Here is a 15,191-nt window from a genome sequence, read left to right as displayed (position 1 = left end):
CCTGTGATTATGCCGATAACATCCACCCGGAGGCCAGCAAAGACAAGGGCTCCACCGTCAACATCGGCATAATCCGGACATCGGAATAATGCCCCGGCCATCACACGGTCAAGGACGAGACCGCCTGGGCCGTCGAACACACCACCGACGGCACCGGGGCACTGGAATGGACCTCACCCACCGGGCGGAAGTACATCACCGAACCCGCCACGATCATCCAGGCCGGAGTCAACGACAACCTCACACGCGCCCTCAACACGGTGGACTGCGCCGAGGACGAGGGACCGCCACCATTCTGAGGCTACTCAACAGGGAGCGAGCCGTGCGGCCATGAATACTCGATCTGGTAGGGCTACCCGACCTTGTGCAGCCACACCACCTGGCTCGTGTCGCTCGCGTGACGGAACGCCTCGAGCTCGTCGTCCCAGGCCTGTCCGAGCGCGAGACGCAACTCGCGATGCAACTCGAGGGCGTTCGATCCCGCCACCTCCATCGCGTAGCGGACACGGTCCTCGGGAATCACGACGTTCCCCACGGTGTCGGTCTGCGCGAAGAAGATGCCGAGGTCGGGAGTGTGCAGCCATCGTCCGCCGTCCGCGCCGAACCCGGCATCCTCGGTGACCTCGAAACGGAGGTGCTCCCAGCCGCGAAGGGCCGACGCGAGCACAGCGCCGGTGCCCGGGGCGCCCTCCCAGAAGAACTCCGCACGCAACGAGCCCTTGAGCACGGGCTGGTCCGACCAGTCAAAGTTCACGGCGCGGTCAAGAGCGCGACCGGCTGCCCACTCGATGTGGGGCGCCAACGCGCGGGGAGCAGAGTGCACAAAAAGCACTCCGCGAGCAGTTGCTGCAGCCACGATGACTCCGTTCGGTTAGGTGCGACTTCCCCATCGACCTGGCGAACGGCAATACCGTGCAGACACGTGCATATGAAATTGGCAACGGCGAACCGTTACCCCCATTATTGTCGATGCTTGCTCGGAATGACAAGCATGTGATTGCACCGATTCGGCAGACGGCTCGCTCGAAACTATGCTCAGTACAAGAATTTCGAGAGGATCGATGCGGATGTCTGTGCGCGGCGGCCTCCTGGCGATCCTCTCCCTCGGTCCCGCCTACGGCCTGCAGCTGCACGCCGAGCTGACCTCACGTGCCCCCCATCGCGGCCCCGTCAACGTCGGCCAGATCTACGCCACTCTCGACCGACTGGGCAAGCAGGGTCTCATCACATCGTCGGGCGTGACTAGCGACGGGCTGCCGCTCTACCGCCTCTCATCCCAGGGCAGGAGTGCCGTGGATGCCTCGCGCGAGACCGCTGCGGTGCACACGCTCCCGGAGTGGACCGAGATGCTCGACCAGATCATCATCGAGTCGAGCATCCAGCCGACCGCGGCCGCGGGACTCGCCCGGGCCTATCGCGCTTGGTGGACCGACGACCTCGCCCGCGTGCGGTCCGTGCTGGAGAACGAAGCGCCGAAGTCAGAGGTTCGACTCGCGTTTCTGGCAAGACAGGCTCAGGCCCTAGCGGCACTCGACTGGCTTGGTTCGGTCATCGACGCGCTCCGCGACGATGACGCCTCACGGCCCTACTCCACGGACAAGCCGCGCCGCGGCCGGCGCCCCCGCACGACCGTGGTCGGCGCGTCCCTCGCCTGAGTGGCGAGCCTATTTGGCCTGCCCATAGTCATCGACGATGGCGACCGTCACGGGAAACTCGACCGGGAGCGCGCCGAACAGCAGCCGACCGGCATCCGCCGCCGCAGCCCTCTGCTCGTGCTCGACCTGGTCGGCCAGGTCTTCCGGGCAGTGCACGACGACCTCGTCGTGGAGGAAGAAGACCAGGTGCGCGCCCGAGGTGAAATCGCGCTGGCCCTGCCCGACGCCCTGCCCCAGCCGCAGCAGTCGGCCCCGCAACCCCGCCATCCAGCACAGCGCCCACTCGGCCGCGGTACCTTGCACGACGAAGTTTCGGGTGAACCGGCCCCACGACCTGGCCTGGGCTCGCGCGCGGGTCACATCGGCCGCTGTCGCGGTTTCGTCATAGCCGGCGGAGGCGCCGAGCGGTGAACTCCGACCGAGGCGGGTCGTGACGACCTCCCCGCGCTCGCCCGCCCTGGCCGCGTCCTCGACGAAGCCGATCGCGCGCGGGTAGGCCTTCGCGAGCCGCGGCAGGAGCCGCCCCGACTCGCCGGAGGTCGCGCCATACATCGCCCCGAGCATCGCGACCTTGGCATGCGCGCGAGTGTCGACGGCGCCGCTCGCGACGATTCCCGCGTACAGGTCCCCCGCGCTTCCGGCCTCGGCCATGCCGCGGTCGGAGGAGAGCGCCGCGAGGATCCGCGGCTCGAGCTGCGCGGCATCCGCAACGACGAGCTTCCATCCCGGATCGGCGACGACGGCGCCGCGAATCTGGCGCGGCAGCTGCAGGGCTCCTCCCCCGCCCTTGCTCGCCCAGCGCCCGGTCACGACGCCGCCAGGCACATAGTCGGGGCGAAAGCGCCCGTCGGCCACGTTCGTATCGAGCCAGCTCCATCCGTTGGCACTCAGCATCCGCGCCATCTTCTTGTACTCGAGCAGCGGCGCGATTGCGGGGTGGTCGATGCTCTGCAGCTCCCATGAGCGCGTCGACTGCACCTGCAGGCCCGCTCGGCCCAAAGCCCCGAGCAACTCGGGCGGCGAATCCGGGTTCAGGGTCGGCGTGTCGAGGGTTGCCCGCACGGCCTCGAGCACCGCCTGCATCTTTGCCGGTCGATGATCTCCCACCGGGCGCGGCCCGAGAAGGTCGCTCAGCATTGCGTCGTGCACGTCGGTGCGCCAGGGAAGGCCGGCGAACCGCATCTCCGCAGCGATCAGCGCTCCCGCGGATTCAGCGGCGAGCAGCAGACCGATGCGCGCGGGATCCGCTGCGGAGGCGACCGCGGCCCGCTGCCGGGCGAACTCGGCCGTCGCTCCGTCGTCGGGTTGCTCGTCGACCTCGAAGAGGGCGGTCCCGCCGGTTCGTCGCTCCGGCGTCGGTTCATCCCATCCGTCGCGGGCGCTCATCGCCAGGGCGGATGCCGCGGTGAGAGACGAGTTGCGCAAGATCGCGCGACACAGGCGCAGATCGACGCAGCGGTCGACCCTCACCCCCGCGCGGAGCAGTTCGGGATACCAGCGACTGGTGTCGTCCCAGACCCACCGGGCCGCAGCAGACGCACGCTCACGGACCGCGACCTCGGCCGCCAGGTCGACGACCTCGTCCGGCCCGCGCACGGTGGCTCCGGTATCGTCGAGCTCGGTGAGGGTCACCCCGGCGGGGCCACGGCTCAGGACGAAATACACCTCTCCAGTCTGCCGTGCCCCGCCCACATTCTTGTGTTAGAGCACCGTTCCGGCATCCTCTGCGCCGAATCCCTCCATCAGCCGTGAACGGATCATGAACCGCACCCCCTCCGGCGCCTCAACCGAGAAGCCGCTCCCGCGACCCTTCACGACATCGATCGTGAGAAACGTGTGGCTCCAGTACTCGAACTGCTCGGAAGACATCCAGAAGTCGATCACCTGGGCATCGGCGCCGGCCGGCGCAATGTCGAGCCGACCGAGGAGCACATCCTGGTCGGAGGTGCGGAAGTCCCCCTCGGGGAAGCACATCGGGCTGCTCCCGTCGCAGCATCCTCCCGACTGATGAAACATGAGGGGACCGTACTGGTCCCAGAGCTTGCGGAGCAACTCAACGGTCGCCGGCACGAAATCGACCCGCGGAATCGTCTCGCCCGGCACCGTGACACTTGCAACAACGTTGTCGATGATTGACATCGGCGTCCTTCCATCAGGGGGAAATGACGAGGTGCCGGTCGCTCACGGAGCGACCGGCACCCGCATCACGGTTTAGAAGAAACCGAGCTTGTCTTCGGAGTACGACACCAGGAGGTTCTTGGTCTGCTGGTAAGCCGAGAGCGCGAGGCGGTTGTTCTCGCGCCCGATACCCGAGCTCTTGTAGCCGCCGAAGGCAGCGCCGGCAGGATACGCGTGGTAGTTGTTCACCCAGACGCGACCGGCCTGGATGTCGCGCCCGGCGCGGTACGCGACGTTGCCGTTGCGCGACCAGACACCGGCACCGAGGCCGTACAGCGTGTCGTTGGCGATCGAGATCGCATCGTCGTAGCCGTCGAAGCTCGTGACCGCGAGCACCGGTCCGAAGATCTCCTCCTGGAAGAGCCGCATCTTATTGTGGCCCTCGAAGATCGTCGGCTGCACATAGAACCCGCCGGAGAGGTCTCCACCGAGGTCGACGCGCTCGCCACCGAGCAGCAGCTTCGCGCCCTCCTGCTTGCCGATGTCGATGTAGCTGAGGATCTTCTCGAGCTGGTCGTTGGATGACTGCGCGCCGACCATCGTGTCAGTGTCGAGCGGGTTGCCCTGCACCGCCTTCGAGGTGCGAGTGACGGCGTCGCCGAGGAAGCTGTCGTAGATCGGCTTCTCGATCAGAGCCCGACTCGGAGCGGTGCAGACCTCGCCGTTATTGAAGGCGAAGAGCGCGAAGCCCTCCTGCGCCTTGTCGTAGAACGCATCGTCGTGGTCGGCGACGTCCTTGAAGAAGACATTCGGGCTCTTGCCGCCGAGCTCGAGGGTCGCGGGGATGATGTTGGCGCTTGCGTACTGCAGGATCAGGCGCCCCGTGGTCGTCTCGCCCGTGAACGCGATCTTGCGGATGCGGGGACTCGAGGCGAGCGGCTTGCCCGCCTCGACGCCGAAGCCGTTGACGATGTTGAGGACTCCGGGCGGCAGGATGTCCCCGATGAGCTCGACGAGTACGAGGATCGAGACGGGTGTCTGTTCCGCGGGCTTGAGCACGACCGCGTTGCCGGCGGCCAGTGCGGGGGCGAGCTTCCAGACGGCCATGAGGATCGGGAAGTTCCAGGGGATGATCTGGCCGACCACGCCGAGGGGCTCGTGGTAGTGGTACGCCGTCATGGAGTCGTCCATCTCGGCGAAGTAGCCCTCCTGCGAGCGGATCGCGGCCGCGAAGTAGCGGAAATGATCCGCGGCGAGCGGGAGGTCAGCATTCAGGGTCTCGCGCACGGGCTTGCCGTTGTCCCAGGTCTCGGCGACCGCGAGCAGCTCGAGGTTCGCGTCGATGACGTCGGCGATTTTGTTGAGGATGTCGGCGCGCGCCGTCGTGGAGGTCTTGCCCCAGGCCGGTGCGGCCTTGTGGGCCGCGTCGAGGGCGAGCTCGATGTCTTCCGCAGTGCCGCGGGCGACCTCCGCGAACGGTTTGCCGTTGACCGGGGAGATGTCCTCGAAGTACTGGCCCTTGACGGGCTTGACCCATTCACCGCCAATCCAGTTCTCGTAGCGGGGCTTGAAGGAGACCCTCGAGTCGGCCGATCCTGGCACTGAGAAAATTGTCATGACACTCCTGTTGACGTCTTTGCCGGGTGACCCCTGCTGTCGGGGTTGCCTGACGCTAACCCGGGCAACGTTGCAGGAGGGTTGCGCTGAGAATCAGCCGTGTAGAGTGCCCAGCTCCGCCTCGATGTGTTCAATCCGCGACACAACGCCGGCGCGTTTCGGCGACCGGGCCGGCAGCAGCATGAGGCAGGTCTTCCACACCTCACTGTCGTAGGCGGCCTCGTCGGTGCGGGCATAACTGAGCAGAGTGTCGACGGCTGCATAGGCGAGGAGCGCCGCTCGCAGCCGGGAGCTGACCTCGTGACGGATCTCCTCGATGCCGGGCGACACCGATCCCGGCAGCACCGGCCCGCGGTAGGCGGCCAGCGCGACGCGGTGCGCGCCCTTCTCGAGGAACGCGAGCACCCGGTTCGCGTCGAGGTCGAGCGGGCGGCCCAGGCGATAGGGGCGGGAGGTCGGGGTGAGCTCCGGGGCGAAGGCCTCCACGACCTTCCGCAGTCTCACCATCTCGGCCCGGAGGGTATCGCGGTAGCCGTCGCTCTCATAGACGAGATCCGCGAGCTGGTCCGCCGCCAGCCCATCCGGATGCCACGCCAAGAGGGTGAGGATTTCCGCGTGCCGGCGCGAGAGTTCGAGCGAGCGTCCGCCGACCTCGAGGGTCGCGTGGTCCCGGCCGAGGGAGTTCAGCACGAGGTCGAGCGGCAATGACCGCGGTCGTGATGAGGACCGGGGGGCGGGCCGGCGGCTCAGGTCGTCCAAACGGCGGATGCGCAGCTCCGCCTCGACCGCCGCGACGGTGGCCTCGATGAGTGGGAGGGTGTGGGGGGCGACGGCCTCGTCGCTCCCCGTGATGTCGATGACGCCGATCACGCCGCCCGTCTCCGGGTCGTGAACCGGCACGGCGGTGCAGCTCCAGGGGTGCACGATGCGGTTGAAGTGCTCGGCGCGTTGGATCTGGATGCCGTGGTCGAGGGCGAGGGCGGTGCCGGGAGCGCTTGTCCCCACGCGGCCCTCCGACCAGTCGGCCCCCTCGACGAAGAGCATCCCCTCGGCTCGGCGGCGCAGGGCGCGGTCACCGTCGATCCAGAGCAGCCGCCCCGACTCGTCTCCCACCGCGACAATGAGGCCCGAATCGAACGCGTGCCGGGTCAGGAGCTTGTGGACCACGGGCAGTGCGAACGACAGCGGATGCGACTTGCGATACTCCCGAAGGTCGTCGTCGTCGAGGGCGAGCTCGGGATTAGCCGTCGCCGGGTCGAGCCGGAGTCGGAGCGACCTCTCCCACGATTCCTGCACCACCTGGCGCACCCCGCGGACCTGCTGACGATCGGAGATCACGCGGTCGTGGGCGAGCGCGAGCCGCTTGGAAAGTTCACTGACCGAATCGACGAACGGGGCTGCGAGCCATGGATTGCGCATGCTCCCCCGATCGTCATTGGTCGCGGGCCAACCGCTGCCCAACCCTCACACTAGGCCAGAGCGGGCGCTAGTGAAGCAGTTCCCCGGCTTTGTTCAGCACGTTCTTCTCGCCCGCCTCGATTGCAACCGCGAAGCGATTCTGCTTCGGCGGCAGTGGGCAGTTGAAGTTGTAGTTGAATCCGCACGGGGGAAGGTACGCCCGGTTGAAGTCGAGCGTGATCGAGCCGTCGCGGTTCGGCGCGACCATCAGGAACCGGCCGACGCTGTAGGTCGAGACGCCGTTGGTCGCATCGGCGAACACGAGCAGAAGGGCACGGCCCTCCTTGAACGCTGCGAGGTTGTAGTCCACGCCATCCTTCGTGAACGTGATCTCTCCAGGAACCACCTTCTCGCGCGGCTTGCCCTCATCCTTGAGGTGCTCGATGCCGACGCTCGTTCCGCCCTCGATCTGCGTCCACGTCGCCGTGATCACCCAATCGGGGTTGTACGGGAAGGCATCGATACCGCCGAAATCGCGTATGCCGTCGGACTGCGAATCCCAGACCCGCAGCGCGTAACTGCCCGCTTCGCTCGCGATCACGAAACCGCTGACAGTGTCGCTGAACACCACATCGCCCGGCGTCGCCGAGTCCTTGCCAGCGACGACCGCCTCGCCATCGACGAGCACCCCGTTCACGCGGACGTTGTCGGTGGCGCTAGCTGTCACCTTCAGCCCAGACTGGCCAGCGGGAAGCGGCGCCCACAGGCCCGCGACACCGTAGACGGGCTGCTCGGAGTCGACCCATTGGGTGTTCGTGAGGGCCAGGTTGCCCCTCGGCTGGACCACCGACTGCTCCCTGCGGGTGCGGTAGATGGCGAGCAGATCTTCGGGCGACGCGGATGCTGTGGTGGTGTCAGTCATAGGTCCATCTTTCTAGAGTCTCGGACCTCAACCTGCAGGAACCCTATTTTATTGCCTCCGTGTCGAGACGCGGAACTGCCGGGTCGTTCGGTCATGCCGTGGCCGAGAGGATGAACGCGGCCGTCTGCGCCGGCTGATCCCAGTGCGGGAAGTGCCCGCAGCGGTGGAACCCGTGAAAGCGGGCGTTCGGGAACCGTTGCAAGGCAACGCTCGCCTCGCTCGGAAGAGTCACGCGGTCCTGCCGCCCCCACCCGATCGCCACCCTGCCTTTCGTGCGCAGCGCCCCGGGTTGGGTCGGGCCGTGCACGAGCGCGTCGAGCGCTTCGTCGATGCTCGCCGCCCGGTTGAAACTGCGCAACTCGGTCAGCACCAGCCCCGGGGCGAGCGCCCAGGGATGGTCACTGAACTGGAACAGCAGTGCACTCCGTGTGATCCGTGACTGGGTGAGAACAGGCAGAATTCCGTCGAGCGCGCGGATGAGGCCGATGGATGCGCCGACCGTCGCACCGAAGGCCGCCCGCTGCCCCGGAGACCAGAAGCCGCCGGGGTCCAGCGCGACGACCGATCCTGTGTGGCCACGCCGGGCCATCTCGAGCACGAGCCTGCCACCCATCGACGACCCCACGACATCCGCCCCCTCGAGACCCTCGTCGCTGAGAAACCCTTCGACGGCATCGGTCAGGGTCGCGACCGTGACCTCCCCGTCGAGCGGCTCGCTCGCACCGAACCCCGGAAGGTCGACGGCGATCACGTCGCGGGTCGCAGCCAGCCTGTCGAAGATCGGCATCCAGGTTGCCCAGGAGGATCCCAGCCCGTGTACGAGGACGAGCGGCGTGCCGCTGCCGCGTCGGACGGTGTTGAGGCGGAGTGCTGTCATGAGGTTCTCCTTACTGCTCCCTGACCGGAATCCAATGGGGTGCGATGCGGGGCTCTTTCGCCGAAACTGGTAGGCATGACTATCGCACAGGGGCCCTCGGAGCGCACGATCTCCACCGACCCGGACTGGTGGCGTCAGGCCGCCGTCTACCAGATCTACCCGCGCAGCTTCACCGATGCGAACGGCGACGGGCTCGGCGACATTGCCGGAATCACCTCGCGGGTGCCGTACCTCGCGTCACTGCACATCGACGCGGTGTGGCTGGGCCCGTTCTACCCGTCACCGCTCGCCGACGGCGGCTACGACGTGGCCGACTATCGCAATGTCGACGACAGGCTCGGCACGCTCGCCGACTTCGACGCCCTCGTCGACGCACTGCACGCATCCGGCATCCGGGTCATCACGGATATCGTTCCGAACCACTCCTCGCACCTGCACCCGTGGTTTCAGGAGGCGCTCGCCTCGGCCCCCGGCTCTGCTGCGCGCGAACGCTACATCTTCCGCGATGGGGCGGGACCAGACGGGGCGCTGCCTCCTTCGGGGTGGGGATCGAATTTCGGCGGCCCGGCGTGGACCCGCGTGCCCGACGGGCAGTGGTATCTCCACCTCTTCGCGAAGGAGCAACCGGATTTCAACTGGGACAACCCCGAGATTCAGGAGGACTTCCTCACGACGCTGCGCTTCTGGTCCGACCGCGGTGTCGACGGGTTCAGAGTCGACGTCGCCAACTCGCTCATCAAGGACCTGTCCGAACCCTTCAGGCCCTCCATCGACAAGGTGCTCGGCGGCGACCTGCCCATCGACGGCAGCGACCCGCTCTACGACCGCGACGACGTGCACGCGGTATTCGAACGATGGCGCGAGGTGCTCAATGAGTACGACCCGCCGCGGTCGGCCGTGGCCGAGGCCTGGGTTCCGAGGGAGCGACGACTTCTCTATGCCCGACCGACCGAGCTCGGCCAGGCCTTCAACTTCGACCTGTTGCTGGCCGGCTGGAACCCGCACGAGTTCCACGACGTGATCACCAGCAACCTCAACGACGCCGCCGCGACCGGCGCCTCCTCGACCTGGGTGCTCTCCAACCACGACGTCGTGCGGCACGCCACCCGGTACGGCCTCCCCAGCGGCGCTGACCACAACGCGTGGCTGCTCGGCGCCGATGCAGCGATCCTCGAGGACCGCGAGGTCGGCCTGCGCCGTGCCCGCGCCGCGACCCTGCTCATGCTGGCGCTCCCGGGCTCGGCCTATCTGTACCAGGGTGAGGAGCTCGGCCTGCCCGAGGTCTCCGAGCTCGACGATCACGTGCTGCAGGATCCGACCTGGGAGCGCACCGGCCACCAGGAGAAGGGACGGGACGGATGCCGTGTGCCGCTACCGTGGGCGCGCGGCGGCGAGTCGTTCGGCTTCGGCCCGGGCGGGTCGCACCTGCCGCAGCCCGACTGGTTCGGCGAGCTGTCCGTCGAGGCGCAGGACGGCGCATACGGATCGACCCTCGAGCTCTACCGGTCGGCGCTGCGTGCGCGGGCCCAGTTGCAAGGCAATGAGGAACTCGACTGGCAGGTGCGGGAGACCGAAGGGGTCCTCCATTTCATCCGGTCCAGTGGGTGGCACTGCGTCACGAACTTCAGCCAGGAGCCCGTCGACCTGCCCGCCGGTGTCGTCGTCCTGTGCAGCGGGCCGCTCCAGAAGGGGCTGCTTCCGACCGACACCACCGCGTGGATGCTACAGTGAGCCTCGCTCTGGTTAGCTAAGGCTGTCCGTGCTGGCGCACGCGCGTCCGGCGTGGTTTCCTGAGCACATGGCATCCAGCGAATCGGTCGACGTGCCCGGACAACATGCCGGCGAAAACAACACCCCCAACCTCGCCGGTCGCCTCAACTGGCTTCGCGCGGGGGTGCTCGGCGCCAACGACGGCATTGTCTCGGTCGCGGCTCTCGTCGTCGGCGTCGCCGGTGCGACGAGCTCGGTCCCGGCCATCGCAACGGCCGGCGTCGCCGCCCTCGTCGGAGGCGCGATCTCGATGGCGCTGGGCGAATACGTGTCGGTGAGCAGCCAGAGCGACAGCCAGCGCGCCCTGATCGCGAAGGAACGCCAGGAGCTCATCGACTTCCCGGAGGAGGAGCTGGAGGAACTCGCCGGACTGTTCCAGGCCAAGGGGCTATCGAGCACGACCGCGCATCTGGTGGCCGTCGAACTCACCGAGACCAACGCCCTCCGCGCCCACCTCACCGAGGAGCTGGGCATCAGCGAAGACGACGTCGTGAGCGCTTGGCACGCCGCGTGGGTCTCCGCGCTCTCGTTCACGTTCGGCGCCGCACTCCCCCTCATCGCCATCCTCCTCCCCATCGGCGATGCGCGCGTGCCAGTCACCTTCATCGCGGTACTCATCGCACTCGCCATCACCGGCGCCTTCGGCGCGAGAATCGGCGGCGCACCCGTTGTTCCCTCGGTCGCGAGGGTTGTCGTCGGAGGCGCCGCCGCGCTCGCCGTTACCTTCCTCATCGGAACCCTGCTGGGCACCTCCGGCCTGGTCTGACGACCGACGTGACCCAGCGGATACTCATCGTCGAAGACGACATCGAGATGGGCGCCCTCGTGGAGCGCGGCCTGATCGGCGAGGGATACGAGGTGCGCCTCGTGGCCAACGGCGTCGACGCGCTCATCGCGCTCGCGCAGGACGAGTTCGCCGCCGCCGCGATCGACGTGATGCTGCCCCAGATGAGCGGATTCGAGGTGTGCCGGCGCATCCGAGAGTCCGGCAGCGCGATGCCGGTCATCCTGCTGACGGCGCGCGACGCCGTGGAGGACCGCGTCTTCGGCCTCGACTCCGGCGCCGACGACTACCTCACGAAGCCCTTCGCCTTCGCCGAGCTCAGCGCGCGGTTGCGGGCGCACCTGCGCCGTGGGGCGAGCGTCGCGCCGACCGTGCTGCAGGTCGGGAACCTGGCCCTCGACACGGTGAGCGTTCGGGCGCGGATCGAGGGGCGCCCGGTGGCCCTCAGCGTGAAGGAGTTCTCCCTGCTTCGGATGCTCGCCTCGCGAGCCGAGACCGTCGTGAGCCGCGTGGAGATCCTCGACGAGGTGTGGGGGTCAGCGGAGCACTTCGAACCGACGATCGTCGACCAATACGTGAGCTACCTGCGCAAAAAGCTTGAGTCCGGTGACGCTGGCGTGCACGTCACGACGGTGCGCGGTGTGGGCTACCAGCTCGACGTCGATACCGTGCCTGCATGAGGTTCCTTCGCTCGCGTTCGATCCGTTTCCGAATCACAGTGGGCAGCGTCGCTATCGCCGCGGTGGTTCTGACGCTCGCCTCCCTGGCGATTCACGCGCAGATTCGCTCGATCACGAGGGGCTCGGACGAGACCCTCGCGATCAGCGACCTGGGTTCGTTTATTGCGGACATCCGTGCCGACTCCCCCGAGGGACCGGACGATCCGGGACCGGGGATGCTGGTGCTGGTCCGCGATCCGTCTGGCGATGTGCTCATCAACACCATGCCACCCGAGCTCGGAAGAGAACTCAACCACTTTCGCGACGGCGGTGGGGCCGTCACCGTGCCCGAGGACGACACCGACTACGTCGTCGTCAACCGAACCGTCTCGACCGACGACGGCGAGTGGAAGCTGTGGGCAGCGCGCAGCACCGCGGCAAGCGACCTCACGGTCGCCGCAATGGACCGGTCACTCGTGATCGGGGCCGCTCTTGTGCTCGTCGCATTCGGCGTCGCCGCGTGGCTGCTGGCAACGGCCGCGCTGCGCCCGGTCGCCCGGATGCGGGAGACGGCCGACTCTCTCAGTCGCGAGCCCGGAGGGGGCGAACTGCCGGTCGGCCCCGCCGCCGACGAGCTCTCCGCGCTCGCCAGCACCCTCAACAGGTTCATCGGTCGAGTGCGCGAAACGGCGCACCGGGAACGGCAGATGGTCTCAGATGCCAGCCATGAGCTGCGCACGCCACTCGCGGTTGTCGCCACCCAACTCGAACTCGCTCACCGTAGCTTCGGCGATGCCGAGGCCCTGAGGGGTGAAATCCTCGCCGCGGAGGTGTCTCTCGCCCGCCTGTCGCGGCTTGCAACGACACTGCTCGAACTCTCGCAGATCGAGGCGTCCGAGTCGGCGGGCGCGCCCGCGACGCGCAGCGAGAGGTCGACGGGAGGCGAGCTAGTGACCGAGGTGATGACCGCGGTGGATCGCGCCAGAGTGCTCGCGGGACCGGCGGGCATCGATATCGAATTCGAGACGGCGGAATTCGAGACAGGTGAGGCAACGGCGACTGCCTTCCGCATCTCGACGACCGCATTCGGCCGCGTGCTCGACAACCTCGCGATGAACGCTCTCGTTGCTACCGACCCCGGGGGCAAGATCCTTCTCGATGTGCGGCTCGTGGATGGCGGGTTGAGCCTGTCGGTCGCGGACAGCGGAAGCGGCGTGCCCCCGGACTTCCTTCCTCGGGCTTTCGACCGATTCTCCCGGGCCGATACGTCACGAGCCCGTTCTTCTGGCGGCAGCGGGCTGGGACTCGCCCTCGTGCACGCGATCGTGGAGCGGGCCGGAGGAACGGTGACGCTCGCCAACCGCGAGGAGACGGGTGCTGTCGCGACGGTCCTGATCCCGAAGATGTGAACACTCGAATGTTTTGAGGGCACTTTTCACGGCGCCCGCTCGTCCACGGCTCACAGACTCGACCACAGACGGACTCCCCGTCACGGACCCGAGGACATCTTGTGAGGACAACCCAGCTCATGCCGCGACCCGAGGGTGGAGGCGCACCCATGACCGACGATGCCGGGCGTGTTCGTGTTCGACGGTATCGGCGCAGAGCAGCCACCGCCGACCTGCTGACGGTCGCCTGCTGGACCTCGGCCGCTGCCGCGGTCTCGCTCTACCTCGCCTCGAGCGGACTGGCGCAGTTCGGCACCATCGCGGGGATCGTGACGGGCGGGGGGATCGTCGCCGGGCTTGTGGGCACGGACCTCGTGCTCGTCATGCTGCTCCTCGCGGCCCGCATCCCGCTGATTGATCGCACATTCGGGCAAGATCACGCCATCGCGGTTCACCGTTCGCTCGGCAAACCCGCCCTCTACCTGCTGCTCGCCCACGGTGCGCTGCTGACGGTCGGTTATGGGCTCAGCGCGGGCCTCGACCCGGTGCGGCAGACGACTTCCATGTTTACCACGGTGGCCGACATGCCCCTCGCCTACCTCGGGCTGGCTCTGCTCGTCACTGTCGTCGTCTCGTCGCTCGTGGCGGTGCGCCGACGGCTCGCCTACGAGGTGTGGCACCTCATCCACCTGCTCAGTTACGCGGCTGTCGTGGTCGCGCTCCCCCATCAGCTGAGCCAAGGCGGAATGCTCGCCGAAGGCAGCTGGCAGCGCGTGTACTGGATCGGGCTGTACACCGCGGCGCTCGGCGCCATCATCATCTACCGATTCGGGCTTCCCCTTCGACAGACGATCCTCCACGGCCTGCGGGTCGACAGCGTTGAGACCATCGCCCGCGGGGTCTTCTCCATCCGCCTGACCGGACGTCAACTCGACCGATTGGGCGTGGCCGGCGGCCAGTACGCCATTTGGCGATTCTGGAGCGCGGGAACCTGGTGGCACGCGCATCCGGTTTCCTTCTCAGCGATGCCGACATTGCGCCAGGTGCGCATCACGGTGCGCGAGCTCGGCAAGGGCACCTCGAGCCTCACGACCCTCCCCGCAGGAACTCGGGTGTCGATCGAGGGCCCCTACGGGGTCTTCACCGATCTCGCCCGCACGGCGCCGAATCTCGCGATCATCGCGGCGGGAATTGGAATCACGCCGGCTCGGGCGTTGCTCGAGGGCTCCCCGCCGAAGCCCGGAGAGGCAACCATACTGGTGCGGGCGACCGTCGAGGACGAGCGCTACCTGTGGCGTGAGATCGGCGAACTCGCCCGCAGCACCGGATCCGCCCTGTACTCGATGGTCGGACCGCGCCCTCGCGGGGTCGCGACGTGGATGTCCGCCGAGGATGCCGCGCGCGGACTCACCATCACCTCCGTCTTCCCCCGGTTGGTCGAGTCGGACCTCTACGTGTGCGGGCCGCGCGCCTGGGCGGATCTTGTGCTCAGGGACGCACTCGCGGCGGGCATTCCCACGCATCAGATTCATATGGAGAGGTTTGAGTCATGAGACGGCGCGCGATCGTCGCCAGCCTGATGTCGTCGACCGCTGTGCTGATCTTCGGCTGGCAGCTCGGCACCTCGGGTGCGACGGTTCCGACGTACTCGCCTGGTGCGGCATCCGACTCATCGGCCACCACGCCGCCCGGCGCCGCCGGCTCGGGAGCCGCGGAGGTCTTCGCGGGAAATGTCGTCGCGACCAGGTTCGGCACGGTGCAGGTGCAGATCACCGTGGCGAGCGGTCAGCTGACCGATGTCACCGCGCTCAAACTGACCGATGCGGGCAACCAGTCGGTGCGGATCAGCGCGCGGGCGGCGCCGATCCTGAGATCCGAGGCGCTCACGGCCCAATCGGCGGAAGTCGATGTCGTGACCGGGGCAACCTACACGACCGACGGGTACACCTCGTCGCTCCAGTCGGCCCTCGACCAGGCGGGGATGTGACAGCGGTGTCGACTCA

General features: G+C 67.6%; 14 protein-coding genes. 7 read left to right on the top strand and 7 right to left on the bottom strand.

Translation table 11 applies throughout. The annotated features are described in order from the left end of the window. Positions 1–352: 352 nt before the first annotated feature. Positions 353–856 carry a DUF3145 domain-containing protein gene (locus ABIB15_RS07685; RefSeq protein ID WP_354476597.1) on the bottom strand — a complete coding sequence of 168 codons (504 nt, stop codon included), beginning with the start codon at positions 854–856 and terminating at the stop codon, positions 353–355. A 211-nt stretch (positions 857–1,067) separates the two neighbouring features. On the opposite strand from ABIB15_RS07685, the gene ABIB15_RS07680 reads away from it, so the two are divergent. After that, the gene (locus ABIB15_RS07680) at positions 1,068–1,655 is read left to right on the top strand and encodes a PadR family transcriptional regulator (RefSeq protein ID WP_354476595.1); all 588 of its coding nucleotides are present in this window, start codon (positions 1,068–1,070) and stop codon (positions 1,653–1,655) included. A 9-nt stretch (positions 1,656–1,664) separates the two neighbouring features. Here the strand turns inward: ABIB15_RS07680 and ABIB15_RS07675 are convergent, their stop codons facing one another. The 6 genes from ABIB15_RS07675 to ABIB15_RS07650 form a co-directional block, all read right to left on the bottom strand. Further along, complete coding sequence (locus tag ABIB15_RS07675; RefSeq protein ID WP_354476593.1) at positions 1,665–3,320, bottom strand: bifunctional 3'-5' exonuclease/DNA polymerase; 1,656 nt, start codon at positions 3,318–3,320, stop codon at positions 1,665–1,667. A 36-nt stretch (positions 3,321–3,356) separates the two neighbouring features. Next, a complete protein-coding gene (locus ABIB15_RS07670) occupies positions 3,357–3,794 on the bottom strand; it encodes a DUF779 domain-containing protein (protein WP_354476591.1) in 438 nt (145 codons plus the stop codon). Positions 3,795–3,866: 72 nt separating this feature from the next. Beyond that, the gene (gene exaC / locus ABIB15_RS07665; RefSeq protein WP_354476589.1) at positions 3,867–5,390 is read right to left on the bottom strand and encodes an acetaldehyde dehydrogenase ExaC; all 1,524 of its coding nucleotides are present in this window, start codon (positions 5,388–5,390) and stop codon (positions 3,867–3,869) included. A gap of 93 nt (positions 5,391–5,483) precedes the next feature. After that, positions 5,484–6,809, bottom strand: a complete 1,326-nt coding sequence (locus ABIB15_RS07660; RefSeq protein ID WP_354476587.1) for a helix-turn-helix domain-containing protein — start codon at positions 6,807–6,809, stop codon at positions 5,484–5,486. A gap of 67 nt (positions 6,810–6,876) precedes the next feature. After that, a complete protein-coding gene (locus ABIB15_RS07655; protein WP_354476585.1) occupies positions 6,877–7,710 on the bottom strand; it encodes a DUF1684 domain-containing protein in 834 nt (277 codons plus the stop codon). A 91-nt stretch (positions 7,711–7,801) separates the two neighbouring features. Next, positions 7,802–8,587 (bottom strand): alpha/beta fold hydrolase, encoded by a 786-nt coding sequence (locus tag ABIB15_RS07650; RefSeq protein ID WP_354476583.1) that lies wholly within the window; start codon positions 8,585–8,587, stop codon positions 7,802–7,804. Between the two features lie 75 nt (positions 8,588–8,662). Here ABIB15_RS07650 and ABIB15_RS07645 point away from each other — a divergent pair, with 75 nt between their 5' ends. From ABIB15_RS07645 to ABIB15_RS07620, 6 genes are all read left to right on the top strand, one after another. Further along, entirely contained in the window at positions 8,663–10,318 is a 1,656-nt protein-coding gene (locus tag ABIB15_RS07645) for a glycoside hydrolase family 13 protein (RefSeq protein ID WP_354476581.1), read from the top strand. Positions 10,319–10,385: 67 nt separating this feature from the next. After that, on the top strand, positions 10,386–11,123 hold the full coding sequence (locus tag ABIB15_RS07640; protein WP_354476579.1) for a VIT1/CCC1 transporter family protein: 738 nt from the start codon (positions 10,386–10,388) through the stop codon (positions 11,121–11,123). 8 nt (positions 11,124–11,131) lie between these two features. Next, complete coding sequence (locus tag ABIB15_RS07635) at positions 11,132–11,821, top strand: response regulator transcription factor (protein ID WP_354476577.1); 690 nt, start codon at positions 11,132–11,134, stop codon at positions 11,819–11,821. Continuing rightward, entirely contained in the window at positions 11,818–13,209 is a 1,392-nt protein-coding gene (locus ABIB15_RS07630) for a sensor histidine kinase (RefSeq protein WP_354476575.1), read from the top strand. Before ABIB15_RS07635 ends, ABIB15_RS07630 begins: the two co-directional genes overlap by 4 nt. A 149-nt stretch (positions 13,210–13,358) precedes the next feature. Beyond that, entirely contained in the window at positions 13,359–14,741 is a 1,383-nt protein-coding gene (locus ABIB15_RS07625; RefSeq protein ID WP_354476573.1) for a ferredoxin reductase family protein, read from the top strand. Then, on the top strand, positions 14,738–15,175 hold the full coding sequence (locus ABIB15_RS07620) for an FMN-binding protein (RefSeq protein ID WP_354476571.1): 438 nt from the start codon (positions 14,738–14,740) through the stop codon (positions 15,173–15,175). Before ABIB15_RS07625 ends, ABIB15_RS07620 begins: the two co-directional genes overlap by 4 nt. Positions 15,176–15,191: the final 16 nt, after the last annotated feature.

Origin of the sequence: Marisediminicola sp. UYEF4 (assembly GCF_040546025.1) — a bacterium.
GTDB lineage: Bacteria > Actinomycetota > Actinomycetes > Actinomycetales > Microbacteriaceae > Marisediminicola.
This window is presented reverse-complemented; position numbering and strand designations above follow the sequence as displayed.